The organism is Brevibacillus sp. BD137, from assembly GCF_041644655.1.
Lineage (GTDB): Bacteria > Bacillota > Bacilli > Brevibacillales > Brevibacillaceae > Brevibacillus > Brevibacillus brevis_D.
This window is the reverse complement of sequence record NZ_JAOTNO010000003.1, coordinates 635,832-655,804: the sequence shown is the minus strand read 5'-3', so window position 1 is coordinate 655,804 and position 19,973 is coordinate 635,832. Positions and strand designations below refer to the sequence as shown.

21 protein-coding genes are annotated in these 19,973 nt (G+C 39.9%); 13 read left to right on the top strand and 8 right to left on the bottom strand.

Going from position 1 to position 19,973, the window contains the following annotated elements:
* Positions 1-100 precede the first annotated feature (100 nt).
* The 7 genes from ODZ53_RS09580 to ODZ53_RS09550 all read left to right on the top strand — a co-directional run bounded on the left by ODZ53_RS09580 (position 101) and on the right by ODZ53_RS09550 (position 5,779).
* A complete protein-coding gene (locus tag ODZ53_RS09580; protein WP_372676795.1) occupies positions 101-559 on the top strand; it encodes a hypothetical protein in 459 nt (152 codons plus the stop codon).
* A 259-nt stretch (positions 560-818) separates the two neighbouring features.
* Positions 819-1,235, top strand: coding sequence for a hypothetical protein (locus ODZ53_RS09575; RefSeq protein WP_372676794.1), 417 nt, complete (start codon positions 819-821; stop codon positions 1,233-1,235).
* Complete coding sequence (gene radC, locus ODZ53_RS09570; RefSeq protein WP_372676793.1) at positions 1,222-1,851, top strand: RadC family protein; 630 nt, start codon at positions 1,222-1,224, stop codon at positions 1,849-1,851. Before ODZ53_RS09575 ends, radC begins: the two co-directional genes overlap by 14 nt.
* Before the next feature lie 3 nt (positions 1,852-1,854).
* Complete coding sequence (locus ODZ53_RS09565) at positions 1,855-2,178, top strand: DUF960 family protein (RefSeq protein WP_372676792.1); 324 nt, start codon at positions 1,855-1,857, stop codon at positions 2,176-2,178.
* A gap of 152 nt (positions 2,179-2,330) precedes the next feature.
* A complete protein-coding gene (locus tag ODZ53_RS09560; RefSeq protein ID WP_372676791.1) occupies positions 2,331-2,564 on the top strand; it encodes a hypothetical protein in 234 nt (77 codons plus the stop codon).
* Positions 2,564-4,102, top strand: a complete 1,539-nt coding sequence (locus ODZ53_RS09555) for a recombinase family protein (protein ID WP_372676790.1) — start codon at positions 2,564-2,566, stop codon at positions 4,100-4,102. Before ODZ53_RS09560 ends, ODZ53_RS09555 begins: the two co-directional genes overlap by 1 nt.
* 15 nt (positions 4,103-4,117) lie before the next feature.
* Positions 4,118-5,779, top strand: coding sequence for a recombinase family protein (locus tag ODZ53_RS09550; protein ID WP_372676789.1), 1,662 nt, complete (start codon positions 4,118-4,120; stop codon positions 5,777-5,779).
* A gap of 3 nt (positions 5,780-5,782) precedes the next feature.
* Here the strand turns inward: ODZ53_RS09550 and ODZ53_RS09545 are convergent, their stop codons facing one another.
* Both ODZ53_RS09545 and ODZ53_RS09540 read right to left on the bottom strand, forming a co-directional pair.
* Positions 5,783-6,055, bottom strand: coding sequence for a hypothetical protein (locus tag ODZ53_RS09545; RefSeq protein ID WP_372676788.1), 273 nt, complete (start codon positions 6,053-6,055; stop codon positions 5,783-5,785).
* 129 nt (positions 6,056-6,184) lie between these two features.
* On the bottom strand, positions 6,185-6,526 hold the full coding sequence (locus tag ODZ53_RS09540) for a helix-turn-helix domain-containing protein (RefSeq protein WP_106657646.1): 342 nt from the start codon (positions 6,524-6,526) through the stop codon (positions 6,185-6,187).
* Between the two features lie 197 nt (positions 6,527-6,723).
* On the opposite strand from ODZ53_RS09540, the gene ODZ53_RS09535 reads away from it, so the two are divergent.
* The 4 genes from ODZ53_RS09535 (at position 6,724) to ODZ53_RS09520 (ending at position 10,382) form a co-directional block, all read left to right on the top strand.
* Complete coding sequence (locus ODZ53_RS09535) at positions 6,724-7,740, top strand: tetratricopeptide repeat protein (RefSeq protein ID WP_372676787.1); 1,017 nt, start codon at positions 6,724-6,726, stop codon at positions 7,738-7,740.
* 73 nt (positions 7,741-7,813) lie between these two features.
* On the top strand, positions 7,814-8,860 hold the full coding sequence (locus tag ODZ53_RS09530) for a hypothetical protein (protein WP_372676786.1): 1,047 nt from the start codon (positions 7,814-7,816) through the stop codon (positions 8,858-8,860).
* A gap of 79 nt (positions 8,861-8,939) precedes the next feature.
* On the top strand, positions 8,940-9,419 hold the full coding sequence (locus tag ODZ53_RS09525) for a hypothetical protein (RefSeq protein ID WP_372676785.1): 480 nt from the start codon (positions 8,940-8,942) through the stop codon (positions 9,417-9,419).
* 45 nt (positions 9,420-9,464) lie between these two features.
* On the top strand, positions 9,465-10,382 hold the full coding sequence (locus ODZ53_RS09520) for a DNA-methyltransferase (RefSeq protein WP_372676784.1): 918 nt from the start codon (positions 9,465-9,467) through the stop codon (positions 10,380-10,382).
* A 98-nt stretch (positions 10,383-10,480) separates the two neighbouring features.
* Here ODZ53_RS09520 and ODZ53_RS09515 read toward each other — a convergent pair whose 3' ends face one another.
* The 6 genes from ODZ53_RS09515 to ODZ53_RS09490 all read right to left on the bottom strand — a co-directional run bounded on the left by ODZ53_RS09515 (position 10,481) and on the right by ODZ53_RS09490 (position 16,541).
* A complete protein-coding gene (locus ODZ53_RS09515; RefSeq protein ID WP_372676783.1) occupies positions 10,481-11,332 on the bottom strand; it encodes a protein NO VEIN domain-containing protein in 852 nt (283 codons plus the stop codon).
* Positions 11,329-13,125: a DEAD/DEAH box helicase gene (locus ODZ53_RS09510; RefSeq protein ID WP_372676782.1), complete on the bottom strand. Its 1,797-nt coding sequence runs from the start codon at positions 13,123-13,125 to the stop codon at positions 11,329-11,331. Before ODZ53_RS09510 ends, ODZ53_RS09515 begins: the two co-directional genes overlap by 4 nt.
* Positions 13,119-14,414 carry a hypothetical protein gene (locus tag ODZ53_RS09505; protein WP_372676781.1) on the bottom strand — a complete coding sequence of 432 codons (1,296 nt, stop codon included), beginning with the start codon at positions 14,412-14,414 and terminating at the stop codon, positions 13,119-13,121. The genes ODZ53_RS09510 and ODZ53_RS09505 overlap by 7 nt, the downstream gene beginning before the upstream one ends.
* On the bottom strand, positions 14,415-14,882 hold the full coding sequence (locus ODZ53_RS09500) for a BglII/BstYI family type II restriction endonuclease (RefSeq protein WP_372676780.1): 468 nt from the start codon (positions 14,880-14,882) through the stop codon (positions 14,415-14,417).
* A gap of 80 nt (positions 14,883-14,962) precedes the next feature.
* Positions 14,963-15,574, bottom strand: a complete 612-nt coding sequence (locus ODZ53_RS09495) for a hypothetical protein (RefSeq protein ID WP_372676779.1) — start codon at positions 15,572-15,574, stop codon at positions 14,963-14,965.
* A 76-nt stretch (positions 15,575-15,650) separates the two neighbouring features.
* Positions 15,651-16,541, bottom strand: coding sequence for a hypothetical protein (locus ODZ53_RS09490; protein WP_372676778.1), 891 nt, complete (start codon positions 16,539-16,541; stop codon positions 15,651-15,653).
* A 223-nt stretch (positions 16,542-16,764) separates the two neighbouring features.
* Between ODZ53_RS09490 and ODZ53_RS09485 the strand changes: the two genes are divergently transcribed.
* Both ODZ53_RS09485 and ODZ53_RS09480 read left to right on the top strand, forming a co-directional pair.
* Positions 16,765-17,547: a hypothetical protein gene (locus ODZ53_RS09485; RefSeq protein WP_372676777.1), complete on the top strand. Its 783-nt coding sequence runs from the start codon at positions 16,765-16,767 to the stop codon at positions 17,545-17,547.
* Positions 17,548-18,292: 745 nt separating this feature from the next.
* Positions 18,293-19,972, top strand: coding sequence for a DUF6138 family protein (locus tag ODZ53_RS09480; RefSeq protein WP_372676776.1), 1,680 nt, complete (start codon positions 18,293-18,295; stop codon positions 19,970-19,972).
* Position 19,973 lies beyond the last annotated feature (1 nt).

Sequence of the window (19,973 nt, the reverse complement as noted above, 5' to 3'; positions counted from 1 at the left end):
CGTTTAAAGTGTGAATCCGAAAGTTAATCGTATTAAAGTCGAGCAACTGTACTTTATATTCGTTGCAGCGAAAATTACTGGAAAAGGAGATTAATATGCTATGAAACCAGTTATCTCACTACCTTTAGGTTCTGATTTATTAAAGGTTACATTGTCAATTCAGGGATTCGAAGGTCAATTATTTAGCCAAATAAAGTCAGGGGAATTTAAGAAACATTTGATTGATTTCTTAACAAGTAAATTATTCGATACAGGTAGGGTTTACTATGTAACACCAGGGGATACGTTCATTAAATGTGGATGGATATTTCCCATTCCTGTCCACAGTAAACAAATAACAGATGAAATTAAAGAGTTCATACGAAACCAGATAGTAATTTGGATGGAAAAAGAGCTCTTTATGATCAACTCATCTTCTTGTGATATTGCAGGTGAAGGAGACTATATGTATATCAGTTTTGATATTAAAAATGAGATTAAATATATTACAAATGTACTTTCGTTTAGTTCAAAGCTATTAGAATCTTCTGTTTCTATTGAGACAACTGATTATAGGTAGTGATAACTTGCCTATGTCCTCCAAGACTCAAAATAACCGAAATGCTGACTACGTGGGGAGAATTACCAACCGGTGAAAATACACCCTGTTTTAGGGGGGATTTTCAGAGTATCGAATTAAGATCAAAACCTATAGTTATTCGAGACACTCCACCTTTTCATAACATGATAAATCGTTATAAAACAGATTATAAGAATATATTATTTTAATGAATATTCAGACCATTTATAACGATTAGATGGACAGGAGGAGTTAAACCTTGAGGATCATTATGACAATGACTGACGTAACCGTGTTGCGTCAAGCAAATGTTCTACCACTTGACTACATGAACTACCTGGAAGAAGAATTTCAAGGACTCTACCACGCACTCGGATGTGATCACCCATTAGAGGGCTGGTCTCTTGAAAGAGATGGCTACATGGTTGTGATCGAAGCAGGTGACCATAATTTGCAGATTGTTGGGCTTACGAATGGACTGCGCCAATCTATCCCAGAGTTTGTGGAACTCGTTACAACAGAAATTCAGCCTCTCTATCGGATCGGGGTACTGCACAACAATGATTATGTGATGTTGTTCTACACATTAGTGGGTATCCATGATGCTGAAACGGAAACTTGGCTTCAAGAAATGGCAGAGCATGATGGGAGAGGGAATAATAATGACTCTTTGTAACAAGTCCTCGTCTAATATATGCTACAGCCAAATGCGAGACGACCAACTTCTTGCATCCATTGTTTCCGAAACATCTGCCCAACATTTGTTGACGCGGTACGGGTCCCTAAAAGAAGTGCTTTTCTATACGTACAGACAGGAACTCGAACAAATTCCAGGGATCGGGAAAACAAAAGCATTCCAGCTAAAGGCAATTGCTGAACTGGTATCCCGAATCATCCAAGGAGAGCAGAAGACAAAAATCTTTGTACGATCACCCAGAGACATTATGGACCTCGTTTCCGACATGCAGCTGCTGCGTGTCGAGCAATTCCGTGTACTGTATTTCAACACCAAAAACAGACTCATGCACATGGAGACCATTACACAAGGAACGATAAACGCAACGGTAATCACACCAAGAGAAATCTTTTCACCTGCTGTTCGGCTTCTCGCTAGTTCTGTTGCTCTAGTTCATAATCATCCATCGGGAGATCCTGCACCTTCTTTTGAAGACAGAGAGGTTACCCAACGGATTGTAGAGTCAGGTGAAGCGCTTGGTATCTCCGTACTCGACCACGTCATTGTCGGTACCGGCTCCTACTATAGCTTCAAGGAACAAGGATTGGTGCTGTAGAGAATGCGAGAGAAAAAACGTTACGCGACTGTTGCTATTGTTGAAGAAGTAGGGGGAGATATCCAACGCCTTCTATGGGAGATACTCGATGACCGTATCGAGCAAGGCCATGCCTTGGATTATCTGCAGGTGTTCAATTTAAGCGTTATTTCCATTAATGGACAAGCCATGCAGCGCGTGTGCAACTGGCAAGAGCAGCCCTGCCTGCAAATCGAAAGCGTTACCCCTCAGATAAAATCTGCTATCCAAACTACGATATGGATCATTGATGATACACGATGCTGTACCCATACGAATACTAGGACGGTGAGTATATGTTTTGCTTGATCATGCGAATTGTGCTGTTGGTAGTGAAGATCATCATTCAGGTGTTATGCAAAGAGAAAGTAGCATCATTTAAACCTGTAACAGTGTAACTAGCTGTCGCTACCCTTCTGTTAACTATGGGAGGGTAGCGCTTACCGAAAGGAGAATGCACCTTGATTACTCATACACACAGCCCAAACCAAAGATATGCTCTCATGCTGGATATCCTCTCTGACATGATTTTGAACCATGCAAGCAAACTTGTACCAAAAGACAAAGTCGTAGATAATCCGCAACCAGACTGGAGTTTCTTTCTCCAGAAGCTAGATCAAGAGGCAGACGATGAAATGAACCGAGAGCTAACGGCTCAATTGCTCGGTACTCACGACTACGAGGAGGTTGCCTGATGGAGATGATACTGCCCAATCAACCAGACCGTGTTGCCCTCTACGTCAGGGTAAGTACAGAAGAGCAAGCAGAGCATGGATATAGCATCGAGGCTCAATTGGAGTTATTGCGTCAATATTGCCAGCTTCGTCGAAAAATTATTTACAAAGAGTACATCGACGCGGGGGTATCCGGTAAGTCTGTTCAAGGCAGAGAAGCGATGCAGTCACTTCTAAGCGATGTCAAAGCCAATTGTTTTACTGAAGTGATTGTTTGGAAAGTCAATCGCCTTGCCCGTAATGCTGTGGATTTGCTGGGTATTGTGGAAGCTCTTCATTCCAACGGGGGCACGTTGCATTCCCTCAGCGAGAGCTTTGACAGCCGGACACCTATTGGATCTTTTATTGTGCATATGCTTGGCGCGACAGCGGAATTAGAGCGAAATACCATTATCGAAAATACAAAGCTGGGGATGCTGCAAAGGGCGAAAGATGGCTTTTACTGCAATTCGCAAATCCTGGGGTATGACATTGTTCCAGAGGGAACAGGTCAGACACGCTTTTCTGTTCAGCAGAAGGAGGCAAGCATTGTTCGCTACTTGTTCCAACTTTATGACGAAGGAAAAGGGTTAAAGGCCATTGTAAATCAGGTGAATCGTGAAGGGTACACCACGAAAAGAGGAAAACCATTTTCCGTTTCAACAGTACGGTCCATCCTCCGAAATCCTGTCTACATTGGCAAGGTGCGATATTCCTCACTGGAGGGGCAGGTTGTTACTAGTGACGGTCTGCATGAGGCAATCATACCTCTTGAGCTGTGGGAACGCGTTCAAGATAAGTATTCTGGTTCAATAAAGAAGCGCGAAAAGGCTGTCCAGCGGGATTATCCACTTACGGGTATATTAAAGTGTCCTGCATGCGGCGGCAGCATGGTTGCTAAGCACATCAAAAAACGGATGGAAAATCGATTCAAATATTATCATTACTACAGCTGTAATCGGTACACCAATAAAGGCAGTAGTGTATGTAAACCAAACAACATTCGGGCTGATGTCATTGAACAAGTAGTTTTGCAAAGGATCGGAGAGTTTCTCTCAAATCCTGTACTGATCCGCGACATTGTTGAGAATACGAACCGCAAACAGGAACAAATGATAGCCCCATTACGGCTTGAACTGGAAAAAGCAGAAAAAGAGATGCAGCAAGTGAAGTTGCGTCGTCAAAAATATCTTGTCCTGTTTGAAGAAGACGATCTGGAAAAAAGCGAGTTGATCACTCGTTTACGGGAACTGAAAGAGCAGCTACAAGTGCTTTCGGGTCAACAACATGAGCTCTTCCAACAAATCCGTGAAAAAGAGAGCAAGCTCCTGCCCGTAAATACTATTCAGGATGTACTGAACCAACTGAAAGTCCACTTGTTGGCATCGGATCAGACCCAAACGACTACACTGTTACGTTCTTTGGTCGATAAAATCACCATCAACATTCGACGGGAAATGGAGAGTGTCACACTTCATATCGGGGATGCATTACGAAAGCAACTGGAGCAGCCAGCTTAGAAGGGAGATAATAGCATGATTGAAAAAAATGTTCGTGTCGCCATTTATGCTCGCGTAAGTACGGAAGAACAGGCGGAACATGGCTACAGTATAGATGCACAGATCGAAACACTCCGAAATTATTGCATGCTTAACAATAAGATCATATACAAGGAATACGTAGATCGCGGTGTTTCCGGTAAGTCAATTGAGGGTCGCTTTGAATTGCAGCGGCTTCTCAAAGATGTGGAAGATGGGCATATCGATGAAATTGTCGTATGGAAAATAAATCGCCTTGCGCGTAAAATGATAGACCTTTTGAAAATGGTTGATCACTTTAGCAAATACAAGGCAGTCTTTCGCAGCTTCACCGAGAACTTTGAAACAGAAACAGCGATGGGCAAGTTTGCCTTGCAAATGCTGGGGGCTGTCGGCGAGCTGGAACGGAATACAATTGTCGAGAACGTAAAAATGGGCATGAAGCAACGGGCAAGAACGGGCAGCCATAATGGAGGCGTAGCCCTGGGTTACCGAAGCGTGTCCAAAGGGGACAAACGAAGCCGAGACACAAGTTTGGAGATCGTGCCAGAGGAAGCGGCTTTGGTTCGCAGGATATTTGACTTGTACGCTTCTGGCAAAGGTCTCCGAGCCATCGCCAATCAACTTAACCACGATGGATATAAAACCAAAAAGGCAAATCCATTCAGTACGACCGCGATCAAGGAGATTGTGACCAACCCACTCTATACGGGGATCATCCGATACAACCGTTTCGAGAACTGGAATGAACATAGGCGGAAGGGCAAAAGTGACAATACCATTATTGCGGAAGGTAATCATGAAGCCATTATCCCGCGAGAGCTGTGGGAGAAGGTTCAGATTCTGCATGCGGAGAAATCCAAGGTTAATCCTCGTGTATTTGATGGCCAATACCTACTAACGGGCCTTATTCGGTGCCCAGAGTGTGGAGCACCAATGGTAGCGAATCGTACCAAGAACAAGTTGAAGAATGGAACGGTGATCATACGCAGGTACTATTCATGCAGCAACTTCCGAAACAAAGGGACGGCTGTATGCCATGCGAACAGTGTAGGAGCGGACTATGCAGAGCAACATGTATTGGATCGTATCCGTTACGTGATTTCTAACCCGCAATTTCTGCAAAATCTTGTTGACGCCATTAACAATCGAAAAACGAACTCGATAGTACCGCTTCAAAAAGAGAAATGCAGTATCGAGGCAAGCCTCACCGCAATTGAGCACAAGCGAAAGAAATACTTTGCCTTGTATGAAGAAGATGCAATCGACCGCGAGATGTTTGTGACCCGCTTGGATCAGCTCACGACTGAGACGGAAATGCTGCATCGTCGTCAATCAGAAATCGAATACGAGTTGGGTACAGACAGTGCCGAGCCAATTTCTGCGGATTATATTTCGCAGATATTGAAGCAATTTGACGCCCTTGTGGAGCTAGCGACCCTTGAACAGAAAAAGACCTTGCTCCGGCTGATGATTAACGAGATTCATATCAATGAGAAACGAGAGATAGTGTCGATCGAATTGGCTTTCGATGAACAAATGCAGACGCTTTTTTTAAAGGTAGACCCTTCCGCACGCAAAGCGGAAGGGTCGTTATTTTTGTCAAAACAGCAAGCTGCGTTTACATCAAAGCCAAAACGGTTCACCCTCGTGCTTTAAGTGCTAGGAGGTGAGAACAGGAGGAATGTACTTCTTCATTTGGACGGAAAACAGCGTTTTTTCAATCCTCGTGCGCAACAAATTACCGCGCAGTTTACTCTCCGTTTGGTGAATCGCTTCAATGGCCTGACGAATGATTTCAGTCTGACAATCCTGATTTTGCGCATAAATGAAATCGACCAAGAGAGTAATGGCCTCTTCGCATGTTTGAATGCTTCGTATCAGTTGATCTTCTTCGGATACTGTTTGCTCGTATTTTTGCACTAAGTCCTGCATGGCAAGCTCTCCTTTTTATGGTTTGGAACGTATGTTCTAAACTTGAATTCACAGTGAGCTCGCAGAGTCCTACCTAGTCGGCTTCAAGAATGAAAAATCCTCCTTCTGATCATGCTCAGGAAGGAGGATTTACTTTGTATGGCGGTCATTCCATTGAAACACGGTTTGGATCAAGTGGAGTGCCATTGCCTGATCTTCTTCTGATCGTTGAGACAGCAGCTCGATAATCGAGGAAAGACCGGTTTGTCGAACCTTTGGGTCAATGGATTGAAACAGCTCTTCCAGTGAGGTACCAAGTCCCAACGTTACTTTGTAAAGTGTCTCGATGGTTAGATTCTTTTCGCCGCGCTCAATCTGTCCAATGTAATTGGTGTGTAAGCCAGCTTGTTCAGCCAAGTAATCCTGACTCCACCCTTTTTGCTTACGCAGAAAGCGCAACCGTTCGCCCAGCTTTTGCAAGAGATCGTCCATTTTGTACCACCTCTTACTCAGCTTAAAGCAGAGATTACGGCATTTTAACACACGGAAGATGTTATTTGACCGGATGATAACATTCATAGATAATAATTAGTAAGATTTTACTATCTATAGTGTTACTTTTTAAAATAAAGAACTACTATGTATGGCTTGACTCAACGTAACAAAACCAAAAGAGAGGATTGTCAATAATGTGGGACCTGCTGGCTAACACAGGCTTTTTCGGTTTTATCCTTTGTGCATTTGGAACCATTATTTTCGCGATAAAGCGAAATCGGTTATGGAAGAAATGTCTGGCTCTGGTCGGAGTATCGTTTGTGTTGTTTGCGATAGGTGTATTCAATATTCCGCCTTATCCAGACAAAGTAAAGCGAGAACTGGAAGCATCTCAGATAACGTTTAACCAGGGGCAGTCAGCTTTAGAAGCCAAAAGGTATGAGGAAGCTGTTGCTGCTTTTCAGCAGGTAGTCAAGGAAGACACCAAAAACTATCAGGCAGCACAGAATAAGATCAAGGAGCTATCACATCAGGTAGCGCAAACCAAGCTGGAACGAGCGATCATCCTGTACGAACAAGAAAAATATAAAGAGGCAAAAAATCAGCTTGAGCAGGTAGTTGAAATAGACCCAAGTAGTGCCCAAGCACATTTGTATTACGGGCTAGTAAACCTGGAACCTTTTGAGGCCAGTATGAGCGGGTATGAACAAGTCAATCACGCGATCCGGTCTTCCGTGATTCTGACCTATGGTGAGCTTGCTTCACGGGAGGAATCCATTGAGAAGAATGAAACCCTGCATAAACAGGCGAGAGAATACATTGAGGCAATGCAGGACGCGGTAGTTTCAAGCAAAAAGAACGTTGCAAAGGCAACCGAAATTGATCCGGCCTATAAAGAAGCACTTCAGACAACTGAGGTATTGCAAACCCTAGAGCAATTATTGGCCAAGATGGATCAGTACCATAAAACATACATCCAAATCGCAGATAAACACCAATCCATTCTGACACTGGAGAAGAAATGGAAAAAGACCTGGGATTCAGGTGATTTTGAAAAGCTGGATGAGAGTGACCCGGACATTAGGCAGGAATATCAGGAGTTACAAGCTAACATCGAAAAAGGCGAGGATGAAGCGGTTATGCTTTCTGGGGAAATTGCCACCTTGCAAAAGCAAGGACAAACTAAGATCAAGCAGTTGAAGAAACTTTGAAAAAGATTATATTTCTTCAAGTCTATTCCCTAGACCAGAGAATGCTAACTTAATACTGAATGGAGCGAAAATAGTGAAAAAGCAACTAATTGTTTTCTTAGTAATTGCCATCGTGGCAGTAGGTGGATTTATCGGTTGGCAGCAGTATAACAAAAGTGAATACACCAAGAATTTAAAGAATGCAATGGTTTTAATGATAACGGAAACCAGCAAAGCAGAGGAAATGACCCAAACGTATGCTCATGTTTGGAGAGCAGCCATAGATGGGGGAGTTGAGATTGATGGGCAGACAACAGACGACTTTAACCACGCTTTGAATTTGCAAGCAGATTCTTTTAAAAAGCAAGGTAAAATGAATCTGTTGAATAATGGAAACAAAGAAGTGGACAGAGCAATACAGTCCGTAAATAACCCACCTGCTGACCTGAAGAAGGCATATGATATAGCGTTTGATCTCTACGGGTCATATTCCGATTTGGTTAAACAGGCTAAATTTCCATCTGGAACATTGCTGGAGTTCAGTAGAAAACTTGAAGATTTGTCGAGCAACATAGAAAAGCAAAGAAGCCAATTTAATGTATTGATTCCGATAGATGACCTTTTAGTTACGAAGCCTTCTGAGAGCGCGAGTAATGAAAAGTCTGTCTCTATTGGATCGAACAAAAATGATACAGAGGCTTCTAAAGAATCGGCAAGCACCAGCCAACCAATAACACTTGCAACATCAAGTGAACCTGTTAGTTCCACAGCGAGTAATAGCAATGAAGAGACGGATTTAATGAAAGACACGGCAAAGTTTAATGGTACTTGGAATAACCAGGGTGAAGATGGCGCGGGTGATTATATCTCCATTACGTTTAAGACTGGACTTAATGCAACGATAGGCTTAGGGTCATCGACAAGTAATGCCGCGATGTTTTCTGAAACCGGTGATATTGAGGTAACGTTCAATAATAAGGGTGAAACCAATTTCACGTTTAACGACGGTTACACCGGTGTAAATGGTACTGGAACAGTAAAATTGGAAAATAATCAGGTTACGATTACCACGAAGCTAGAAACGGACCCAATGGACTTCAGCGTTTTCCAAGGAACAAAAACATTTACAAAGAAGAGGTAAAAGAAATAGTGATCCATTCGCTAGAGCGTGTGGGTCACTTTTTGTTTTGTACATTATATTGATTAAGGGGAGATTAACTTTGAAACAAGCTCATGAGCTAATTATCGAAAAGATCAAGGCTGAATTTGAACAGAATGACTTGAAATCGGACAGTACAGAATTCGATACAAATGTCTGGGTCTTGGCTGTTGCAGCAATCCCCTTCGAAGAAAGTATTGAAAACTCGGCCTTCCTTCCATATAGCATTGAAGGTACTATCGGGTACATAGAGCAAATGGACGAGCCCGCAAAAAACTATTATCTCTCCCAGGGAACACCGACTGACATCGTCAGAGTCATTCTCGGTATGAGTACAAAGGCCGGAACGTCACCATATGTCGATGGAACAGATGTATATCTCGTTGTTGATGTCGAGAAACAACAAGCTGAATTTATATGGGAAGAAGTTTGGATGGAGGGACCACCGAAGTTTCATGGAGGCACTGTTCCAGATGCTCTGAAATGGGTAAAACAGATGGTAGAGCCGTTTTATATCCAGTATGAGGCTTTGACGAAGTGATTACTGAAGTTGTATAATAAAGAATTAAGATAGGGAGGTACACCTATGAGTAAAATCATTGACGCTAATTTAACCCATAACAATCTCATATTCCCTACAGCTTACACTGAAGAGAATCAAGTAACCTTATTTCCAGGAGACTGTGAAGAATTTCTAAATTCCTTGCCAAGAAATAGTTTGCAACTTGTAGTTACTTCCCCACCTTACAACGTTGGGAAAGAATATGAAACAAATATGCCTTTTGAAGAATACATTACATGGCAAGATAGAATAATTGGCTTATGTATAGATAAATTAAAAGACCAGGGAAGTATTTGTTGGCAAGTAGGTAACTATGTAGATAGAAAGAGTAAAAATGAAATATTTCCTTTAGACATATACTTGTATGATTCCTTTAAATCACGAGGAATGCAATTGCGAAATAGGATAATTTGGCACTTTGGACATGGTCTTCATGCTAACAATCGTTTTTCTGGAAGGTATGAAACTATACTTTGGTTTACAAAAACGGATGATTACGTTTTTAATTTAGATCCAATAAGAGTTCCTCAGAAATACCCTGGAAAGAAAGCGTATAAAGGAGAAAAAGCAGGTCAATATTCTTCAAATCCTCTCGGGAAGAACCCCGCAGATGTATGGGAGATTCCTAACGTTAAGAGTAATCACATCGAGAAGACAGAGCATCCCTGTCAATTTCCAATCTCTCTTATTAATCGACTAATTTTATCAATGACGAATGAAAATGATCTCGTTTTTGATCCTTTTATGGGAGTGGGTACAACACAAGCAGCTGCAGTCCTTAATAGAAGACGAACAGCCGGCTGTGAACTATTTCCATCTTACTTTAATATAGCTACAACTAGAGTATCACAGGCTATTAGAAATGAACTTGTTTATCGTGATGATAAGCCTGTATATCAGCCCCCTTCAGGGACACCTTTAACAACAAACCCCTTTAAATGAGTAAAAGTGAAAGGTTGTGTAAAAGCAACCTTTCACTTTTTTTAAGCTAGTTTAAATCGACATATAGGTTATATGGTATTGTATTAGCACCATCGGTATTATACTTTGTAATGATATATTTCTTCTCGAGTAAGAGTCACTTTGACTGATTCCCATTGACCATTTCCGTGATTAACTGGCATATGTTTTATCATATCTTTTTTCTTGAAAATAAATAGCTCCCTTTGGGGATTCAATGACCATATATGAAAAATATAATCACTAACTTTTAATGCAACATCCCACTCTCCTTTTGTAATAATAAATGCTATCTCGTGCTTTGAATTTGTGGTTTTAACTTCTATACGTAAAGGAGTCATGTCATATCTATTTACTTGTGAGAGTAAGTCAAAGCCACTAAAGTTTGATTCTATGGATTGCCAAAGCGCAGCTGAACCTGTTCTCTCTTTTTCATATTGAATTGATAGAGCTTCTCCTTTTCTACCTAACTCTAACTTTACATCGTCGTAGAATCCTCTGGCAGCAAGAGCAAGCTTATCCCACCACTCTATGACATCTTTTTCATAACCATCAAGTAAATAAGCTTCATTAAAGCATTGTTTAACTTCCTGCGAAAAAAATTTAACAGCTTCTACACGACCAAAAGTAATCAAGGGAGCCCAGGAAGGTTTATAAGTTTCAATTAAATGAGCAAGTTGAACCCTAAGTCTCTGATATTCCTCATGATAATATAAGATGTCTTCACCACGTTTTGTAAGCTTTAAATGATTATTTTCTTTTAAAGTTACCCATTTACATTCTAATGACGTTTCAAGAACTGTTTTTGCATCCGCTACAATATAGAATTTTTGAAACATCTTCGGAAAATCTAAACTGGTCAAGTCATTGTCTTTAATAAACTTTAGAAATTTCTGTGAGGAATATAATATACCAACTGAAAATGTCATCATTCCTCACCTTCTTCAAACATATGATATAAAATATCGGTAACATCTTCGTCATCTAATTGATTTTCATCAAATAGTTCTTCATCCATTTCGTCCGTATATTCAAAGCCTACTCGAAGTGAAGAGTCATTTAATACATCTGCCATTAAATTAATTTTGTCTTCCAGCCTTCTATTAACAGAGTCATCTATTGTATTCGGACAAATTACGATTTCGATGTTTTTTGGAATATGCCTATTTGGTCCATATCTATGGATTCTATCCATTGATTGGAGAAAGTGTGCAGCATTATAATTTCTATCTAAGTAAATTGCATCATGGCATACTTCATGAAGGCTAATACCTTCGCTTGCGGCAGCTGGATTGGCAACTAATACAAAAGCATTTGGATCCTCATGAAACCTTTTTACTTTGGCTTCCCGAGTTTCAGAATCATCTTCTTCACCGGAATCGACTCCACCGTGAATATAATCTGCACCAATATCTCGGAGTCTTAAGGCGATCAATTCAACGTTTTCCACAAAGCTTGACCAAATAATTGTCTTTCTACCTTGACTAGCAAGTTCTCTTGCACGATTGCAGACATATCTTATCTTAGGGCTATCCCCATCCAATAGTACATCTCTTAATATTGGATGATAATTAAAGTCGCTCTTAGCCAGTAAGGCAGGATTTGAGGTTAGTTGGATAAGACGCAAGACGCTTTTCCCGATTGACCTTAGTACATTTCGATCGCGTGCTTTTAATAATATTTCAGCTTCACGAGCTACTTCTGACTTTAATAAATTGTATAATCTTCTCTGCCGTTCTGTCATCGTTACAACCTTTGGTATGATAAAGCGTTCTCCTAAGTCCAGTTCGTTTTTATTAGTTCGAACATAGATATTTTGAATATGGTCGACAACGTTCTCTTTATCAACATTCAACTCAGGGTATAAGAAGTTAAACTGTGGGACCAAGTCAATAATATCGTTAGGCATAGGTGTTCCAGATAAAATCAGCTTACTCTCAGGGATGTGAGACAGGTTTAATATTGTACTTCCTATTCTTCCTTTCGATCCCCGTTTCATTCTATGGCTTTCATCTACAAACATAAAAAATTCATGTTTACTCATATAGTCAGCAATTAAGTCAGAGACATTAGGTATCTGTTGATATGAAATCATCACAATGTCAGGTTCACTTTTCAAGATGCTTTTTATCGATTGATACCCTCCCCGGAGCCGAACAATTTGAGGAGGGTTCTCAAGGCATAGTCCTATTTGCTGTTCCCAAGCCGGGAAGGCATTTTTTGGAGCAACAATAATTAATTTAGTATTACATTTCTTTTTATAGTAAAAAAAAGCTAACGCCTCGGTTGTTTTCCCAGCTCCAGGAACTGAAAAAGTAGCGCCGGATCTAAATTTGCATAATTTAGCAAGGTTACGTAACTGCAATTCAGTGAGTGACCTTTTAAAGCCAATCTTAATTAATACTTCCTTGATATGGTCGGCTGACACAGGTTCTTGCTTGCATCCATCAATATACGCTTGTTGCTTTAATAGTGTTTTTTTCAATAAATCTTGCGCAGATTGATCGATATTTATTTTTAATTGGTGTTTTACAAATATATATTTTAGTTGCTCACGTATGGATAGGAACTCCCACCAAGGGAGTTCCAAACTTGTAGCGGATGTATTAGTATATTCTCTTGATTTTTCCTCACATAACCGTCGTATTTCTAACCAAGCTAACGATTGTTCATCAATTGATAGAATTATCTTATGGGATTCAGTATGATAGATAATTCTTAACATGATTGAACCTTCTTTCTCAAATCATTAACTAAACGTTGAATTGAGTCTAGCTGTTCATTTATGCCCCTTGAATCGGTATTTTCATCATAGTGGTTAAGTGCATCAGTTAAGGAGGATTGGGCCTTACCGATTTGTTTAATAACAAACTTAGAGTTTTTCTTGTCGCTTTCACTAGCTCTCTGTCTCTCAATTACATCTTTTACAACTGCTAAAACATCTTCTTTATTTTCAAGATCATTAACAGCCAAAGCAAGTTTCCTAAGTGTCTTTTTTTCTTCAGGGTACTCAACAATCCCGGATAATAAATCAATTTGGTCAACTTCTTCTTCTTTAATTTCATAACCTTCAAGAGAAAGCTCTTTAATTAACGCTTCCTCTACATCATGAATAAATTTTCCTAAGTCATTGACGGCAGCATAAATTCTACCCAATCCTAAAGAGTCGGGATCATCCATCATCATGAACGTGACGTTCTTAAATATGTCTTTTTCAGCTATATCAAGGGTTTTGTTTTCAACGTTAAATTTCCGAATTTGTTTAAACCCAAATTCTTTCTGATCTAATTCCTCGTATTTTTTAGGTTTATTACGACTTTCAAGGTACTCATCAGCGTAGCCAAGCATATCAAGCTTTTCCCTAATATCTGATTCTTTCATAGCATACAATCTAGCAAGATCAGAGTCAGAATAGTTGTTATCCTTCTGTCTTTTCCGAAACATACATGCCTGAGTATACCAGCTATAGTTTGCTTTAATATCTTGCTTAATTTGAAGAGTAGCTTCTAATTCATCCTTATCTTTTTCAGTACAAGGGGGCAAGATTAATACGTCAACGGAGCTAAATCTTGCGTACAAATCTTTGTTTGAATAATAAACCTCTCGCATTGCACACAAGCGCCTGTTTCCATTAATTACAAATCCATCGTTATCGATAATAAGTGGTTCTTCTTGTTTTTCCTTTTTGAAAAAATCAATCAAATTGATGTTCTTATCTTCAAGCATATTTTTTAAAATATCGTGTTGAATCTGGTGTTTTATATCAGATTCAAGGTCAAGTTCGAAGAAATTTGGAGGTAATTCAAGATTATTGGATAAATACTCTTCCTGTGCAGCTTGTGTTCTTCCATTTGCTAAGCGATATTTAATCATATCAATAGGTAATTCGTATACATTTCGTAATTCCACTTTTCCCATGAATTTTAAAGGTTTTCTATACTTGAAGTTCTTGTCATGAAAACCATTAATCATTTCTTTTCTCTTCGGATAAGGAAACCCTAGGATCATCTTCATTTAAATATCCTCTCCTTCTAGTCCGATGACTGCAATTGGAATCGTTATAATATGCTTAAATATTTTAAGTTCTTCAGTAAATCTATCAAATTGGACAATGTTAGATCCTAGTTTTGAAGCTGCCTCTTTACATGGTAGTATGTATATGGCACTAATTGCTTTATCTTTCTGATGTAGTACTTCAAGCTTAAGAATATCTGCATAAAATCTAGCCATATTAGCGAGCTGTAAACAAAGACCTACATTATTCTTCATAGATGTAATTGTAATATTTGATTCTTTATCAACTTTTACTTGATCTGACCAACCGAGCTCAATCAAACACTCCAAAACTTTCTTTCGTAATTCCGGAGCAGTCTTTTCTTTAAAATCAAATTGAATTTCTGACAGTCTTCTCATTAACGGACTTAAAATTTCCTCAGGTATTGCTTCGCAGCCAAAATTGTGTGAATGCAAGATTAACTTCATTTTAAATCACCTCAGAAATTATTTGGTGTTCACGTGGTTTTGGTGAACGGTTGTTTAAATAAAACTCTCCTATTGGAGAGCTAAAAAACTGTAGGTAATAAATATTGATAATATACTCCTGAACTATCAGTAACGGTTTCCCTTTGAATCAGGCCATAATCAAAAAGTTTTTTTAACCGATTACTTGCACTGTTAATTGCGATATCTTTCTCAAAAGCAATATCTCGTGCAGTAATTGTACCCTTCGCTTTCAAGTACTGGAACGTTTCGACCAAAACGGCTTCAATTTCACCAATAATATCAAAACCATAATTTTTTTTAAAATAAAGCAAAGGCAACCTAACTTTTTCATTAAGTTTCTTTGATAATTTATCTTCTTTAAGCAATTGGGCGGCACGTAGGCTATCAAATACGTACTCATCTAAGTTAGATAAGAAAGTAATCGAGTTTCCGTTAATTTGTCTTAGGTTCAGTGAAAATTCGAATACAACTTCATCAATAAAAGAGACATCACATATTTCTATTTTTTGGAAATCCAAATTAATAAAACCAGTATATTCCTGATTACCACATATCTGGAGTAAATGTTGTTGCAGCTTTTTTCCTTCTGGTCGATATGTGAGTATTTTACTATCGAAACCAATCGATGCAGCATTGTCGTAAATTTGCAAGACAATAATATCAGTGTTCATTTCAAATCACGTCTCTCCTTAACTGTTCACCGGAAGTTGGTGAAGAGCTATAAAGATCATAAACCAGACTTTATCCTTATGTCAACATCTGATTTAATGGCTTTCTTAATGTAATAGCACACTGTGTTCCTATTGTACCGTACTCCCCTTCAGCATACTGGAATCCGTCAGACACTGATACAGTCCCTCTACCTGATCTTATCAAAAGCTCACCAAAATTCTCTCCAATTAATATTTGGATGGTTTGGAGTCCAAATCCACCAGTACCATCCAACCTGCCAGTAGTCCCAGTGAGAGCTTTTTCAATATATTCATGATCATTTTTGTAAAGGACTCCATAACGTCTTTCTTGATGGAGTTTAATACCAATACCGAGATCAGTTGTAACTAAGTTCATTTCGATATATTCGCGTTCGATGCTTTTTTGCATCAAGACAAAGCACTTTCCGAAATTTATGGTAGTTTCACTGTGCTCCAAACTATTCCCGCATAATTCCATCACTGAAGATAAAGTGCTATGTTTTAAAGACCTATATTTGTCTTCTGGGAACCATATTTCAAGCATGTCTTTTATCTTGGAAACAAGTCTAATCTTGCCCTCATGAGAATTCACTTGAGTAATCTCAATTACTGACTCATAAAATGGCCTTTCACGAATTTCATCCCAAACCACGCTAGTATAATCAATGTCGAATAAATCGTTCTTAAAAAAGTTTACTTGTTCAAGAAAGGAAAGTACCTCTGAATTGATGTTTATTATTTTTATTTTTGCTTGCGTTAGTTTAAAAATATTATTCGAAACTGTTAATAACATAACAATTCCTTTAGGGTGAATATTATGTAAGTAGTAAAAGTCCAATTCAATCTCATTTACTTCATAGATGCAATCTAACTTCTTTAGGAAGTTATCCAACATAAACCAGTCATTTATCCAATCAGGCATGACTTGTATACTTACTTTTCGCATTTTTCCCCCATAAGAATTTAGATTTAAAAGAGTCCATTTATTTTTGATCAACCTACTTACAAAACTCATTCCAATGTAGGAGTTAACATAGATTAATTAAATTAACTATACAAAATAATAGAGAGTTGTTACAAAAGTTATTTTGGTAATTGAATTGGAAGATTTGTTTTAATAAGCGGTTATAATTAACTTGAAGCAATAATGAAGAGGGTGAAAGCGAAAAATGCCTTACTACCGTTTGACTGAGGAAATCGAGAATTTAAATTCAGCTATTCTTAAGCACTTACCCAACAGGACTACGGGTATGCCTATTAGTATTGATGGAATTGGCTTTAAGAGAATGTGGATGCATTTTGGTCTGAATGGATCTGACCATGATACTGCTAAAGGAAAGGAAATGGGCGATTGTTTTCTAAAATCGATAGTACATTTAAACGATGGATCGACAAAATTCAAAAAATTGCAGAATAAATTACGTGAAAAAGGGTACTTATATGATACTTATTTTAAAAAGCCTGTGGAATTTTACGCATCACAGGGTTGGTATCAAATTTGGCAACATCCTGAATTCTTCAAAGCTTATCCACAATATGTAGATAGGTTGAAAGAAATACCTGATGCCTTCGAATTTCTCAATGAGCATCTTAAAACTGCAGAAGATAAGTATGTAGTATTCAGTGACCTACTTTTTATTCGTGAACGAGATTCAAAAAAAATTAGTACAAGCTCAATTTTGAAAACGATGGAAGAGCATATTTGGAGGTCTTGGGTAAATCAGATTAAATACTACAATCCGGTAGGAATAACCATAGCAAACGGTCAGGCACAAGATTTTATCCGTAATCGATTAAATGTAGCGAAATATTCTTATAAAATTGAGTATGAAAACGTTCCGGTTATTCTTAGTTCGCAATTCTCGGGTGGAGCTTTAAGTGATCCACTTTATGGCTTGCTGCGCGATTTATTTATAGAAGTTTCTAGCAAGATAGACGTAAATCGGAGTTAATGAAGTTGTGGTAGAGGGTAGTGTGATTGGAAGTTTGAAGGTGTTTGGGGATTCGTGATTCGTATAAAGATAGTATGATGTAATCTTGTAAAGTATATACCATGGTCAGAATATATGAATATCAGTATTTAGATGGTTTAGAGTTGCCACATCGGAAATGGTGGAACCATAGGATAAATGATTGATCATTTTTTTGTAAGAATGGAAAGCAAAATTGACCGTCCGACCCGTTACGGTGAGGCGTATCATAAGCATGGCGAAAAATCGTAAAAGGCAGATAACTATGGCTAATATATATTTTAATCCATATGTTGCATACCTCAGATAAACAAAAGGGAGAACGGCCTCTATGCCGTTCTCCCTTTTGCTCTGCGGAATGATAATGTGTTTTTCGAGCCCGATTCTACTCATTTATAGCCTTCCTTATCTTCCATTTGTGCATAAACCTCACCCAAGCCAATTGACTTATAATACTCCCTCTCTACTTCCTGCATCTTTTCCAATGCATGTTTATCTTCGGGTATAAACTCAAGAAGAATAGTCGTTATAGCATTCTCCCGTGCGGTATCACGCAGGTAAATCTCCTCTATCCCGTAAACCCTATATCCACTGAAAATAAAGGAATGGACTAGAGATTGATCTTTAGCCCATCTCAGGCAGACGTATACAATTCCAACAAGCTTTCCCATTTTCATAGTATGATTATATTGAGCTAAGATCGAACATGCGAAAAAGGCGGGAGACAATGAACGAATTGCAAAAAGAAGCGCTGGAAGAGATGAAAACGGCGATACATAAATGGTTTGACGAACAGGAAAATAGAAGGGACACAGAGGAAGTAGTCTTACGCACCACACTGCAAGTAGGCATCTTTAACTTTATCCTGCTGGATTATAGACCGGGCAGGACTAGGGTTGAAAGTTCGAAATCTGTGGGGAGTGCCGCAGGCAAAAAGTCGATGAAAGCTTCACCCTTTACGCGGGAGCAGATATTGCATGAGGTTCAGCCCCTACTGGCGGAAATCGTAAAGAAGAGGCTGGACAAGCTGGAAACGTCGCCGTTGATCAACTACCGTTTTACCTTCCAAGGAACCTTCGCAACGATGGACGGGCTTGTGGAATTAACGGTGCTGGAAACGGTATATGAAGAGAAAAAGCGGCAGCTTCTGGAGCGAATTCAGTCCTATATGGAGGAAAAATTGGAGAAGGGCTCTAACCTAACCAACAGGCTGGAAACCTTCTTTTTGGCGCGTCATCTCCTTGATCCGCAGTTGTTCCCCGAACCGGAAGCCGCAAAGACGATCACTTTATTTGACCGGATTCAGGAGTTGAATAAAGAACAGGTTGAGGCTCTCGCGGAGCATCGAAGAGATATCATTAGGGCTTTGACCGACTGGGTCGAGAATGTATTTTTGCCGCGTTACTATGATGTCACCCGTTCCGAATACAGGACCAATGAGTATGTGATCAAGCCGGATGCTGTTTTTGAGGACAAGGATGAGCCGAATCAGCCTATCGACCTTCTATTATACGGAGCGGTGATGATTATTCGTTACGAGCCGGACTTCAACAAAAAAAAGGGTCAGACTTTTCTGGAGCTGGCGAAGCAGCTTGGTAGCGGTAAAGCCACGCGTATGCTGAAGGATGGCAGCGACAGCTTCTCGCAAGAAGACGTCCATATGCGCCATGAATTAGTTGAATGCAAGGCTAACGATGTTTTTTCCCTTTTCACAATCGTTATTCGCAAGGAAGAAGCCGGGGCGTACGAGCGGGCGATTAGGTTTATTCTCTCCCTGCTCCGAAAGGACTTCCCGAAAAGCTACAAAATCAAGTTGAAATCCAGTGTGAAGGAGTATTTGCCCATCAAGGGGTTAGCCAAATCGGACACGCACCGTTTATTTGCGAATGCTCTGGCTTATTCGGAGTTGCATCCTTTATTGGAGGAATACGCTCGTGAGGCGATGGAAGAGTTTGAATGGTACGAGGATACGGAAAGCGAAAAAAGCGTAATGCCGGGCAGCTATGCTGTGTTCGGGCTGGGGCTTTCGTCCGAGCGATATTTTCCGCTTGTTGAAGCGTACATGGACCTAGTGGATGATGAGCATCAGCTGGTGCATGACAAGTTCACAGCCGTTTTCGCCGAAACCTATGGCATAACGGAACGCTCGACTCCCACCTTGATCGCCTGCCTGCTGCACTCCCACGATTCGCTAAAGCTGAAGATTCAGCCGGAGCTGGAAAGCGAAGACAAGCTGTCGCTATTCGTACAGCAAATAGAGACGCTGTCGGATGACGAGGCCGAGCGGGTGCTGTACCCGATCTGGGGCAAGATGGAGAAGCTGGCTGTATTGGCTCGCAAGGCCCAGGGACCGCGTAAGGAGCTGATCATTCGTCTGCTAAAGGCGGCGGGGGCGGGGATAGCCTGAC

Excerpts from the sequence above, each read along its gene's own strand:
- ODZ53_RS09500 (WP_372676780.1), bottom strand. The coding sequence starts at position 14,882 with ATGAAGTTAATCTTGCATTCACACAATTTTGGCTGCGAAGCAATACCT.
- ODZ53_RS09485 (WP_372676777.1), top strand. The coding sequence starts at position 16,765 with ATGCCTTACTACCGTTTGACTGAGGAAATCGAGAATTTAAATTCAGCT.
- ODZ53_RS09535 (WP_372676787.1), top strand. The coding sequence starts at position 6,724 with ATGTGGGACCTGCTGGCTAACACAGGCTTTTTCGGTTTTATCCTTTGT.
- ODZ53_RS09565 (WP_372676792.1), top strand. The coding sequence starts at position 1,855 with ATGCGAGAGAAAAAACGTTACGCGACTGTTGCTATTGTTGAAGAAGTA.
- ODZ53_RS09510 (WP_372676782.1), bottom strand. The coding sequence starts at position 13,125 with ATGTTAAGAATTATCTATCATACTGAATCCCATAAGATAATTCTATCA.
- ODZ53_RS09490 (WP_372676778.1), bottom strand. The coding sequence starts at position 16,541 with ATGCGAAAAGTAAGTATACAAGTCATGCCTGATTGGATAAATGACTGG.
- ODZ53_RS09495 (WP_372676779.1), bottom strand. The coding sequence starts at position 15,574 with ATGAACACTGATATTATTGTCTTGCAAATTTACGACAATGCTGCATCG.
- ODZ53_RS09555 (WP_372676790.1), top strand. The coding sequence starts at position 2,564 with ATGGAGATGATACTGCCCAATCAACCAGACCGTGTTGCCCTCTACGTC.
- ODZ53_RS09540 (WP_106657646.1), bottom strand. The coding sequence starts at position 6,526 with ATGGACGATCTCTTGCAAAAGCTGGGCGAACGGTTGCGCTTTCTGCGT.
- ODZ53_RS09515 (WP_372676783.1), bottom strand. The coding sequence starts at position 11,332 with ATGATGACATTTTCAGTTGGTATATTATATTCCTCACAGAAATTTCTA.
- ODZ53_RS09545 (WP_372676788.1), bottom strand. The coding sequence starts at position 6,055 with ATGCAGGACTTAGTGCAAAAATACGAGCAAACAGTATCCGAAGAAGAT.
- ODZ53_RS09505 (WP_372676781.1), bottom strand. The coding sequence starts at position 14,414 with ATGAAGATGATCCTAGGGTTTCCTTATCCGAAGAGAAAAGAAATGATT.
- ODZ53_RS09480 (WP_372676776.1), top strand. The coding sequence starts at position 18,293 with ATGAACGAATTGCAAAAAGAAGCGCTGGAAGAGATGAAAACGGCGATA.
- radC (WP_372676793.1), top strand. The coding sequence starts at position 1,222 with ATGACTCTTTGTAACAAGTCCTCGTCTAATATATGCTACAGCCAAATG.
- ODZ53_RS09550 (WP_372676789.1), top strand. The coding sequence starts at position 4,118 with ATGATTGAAAAAAATGTTCGTGTCGCCATTTATGCTCGCGTAAGTACG.
- ODZ53_RS09580 (WP_372676795.1), top strand. The coding sequence starts at position 101 with ATGAAACCAGTTATCTCACTACCTTTAGGTTCTGATTTATTAAAGGTT.
- ODZ53_RS09520 (WP_372676784.1), top strand. The coding sequence starts at position 9,465 with ATGAGTAAAATCATTGACGCTAATTTAACCCATAACAATCTCATATTC.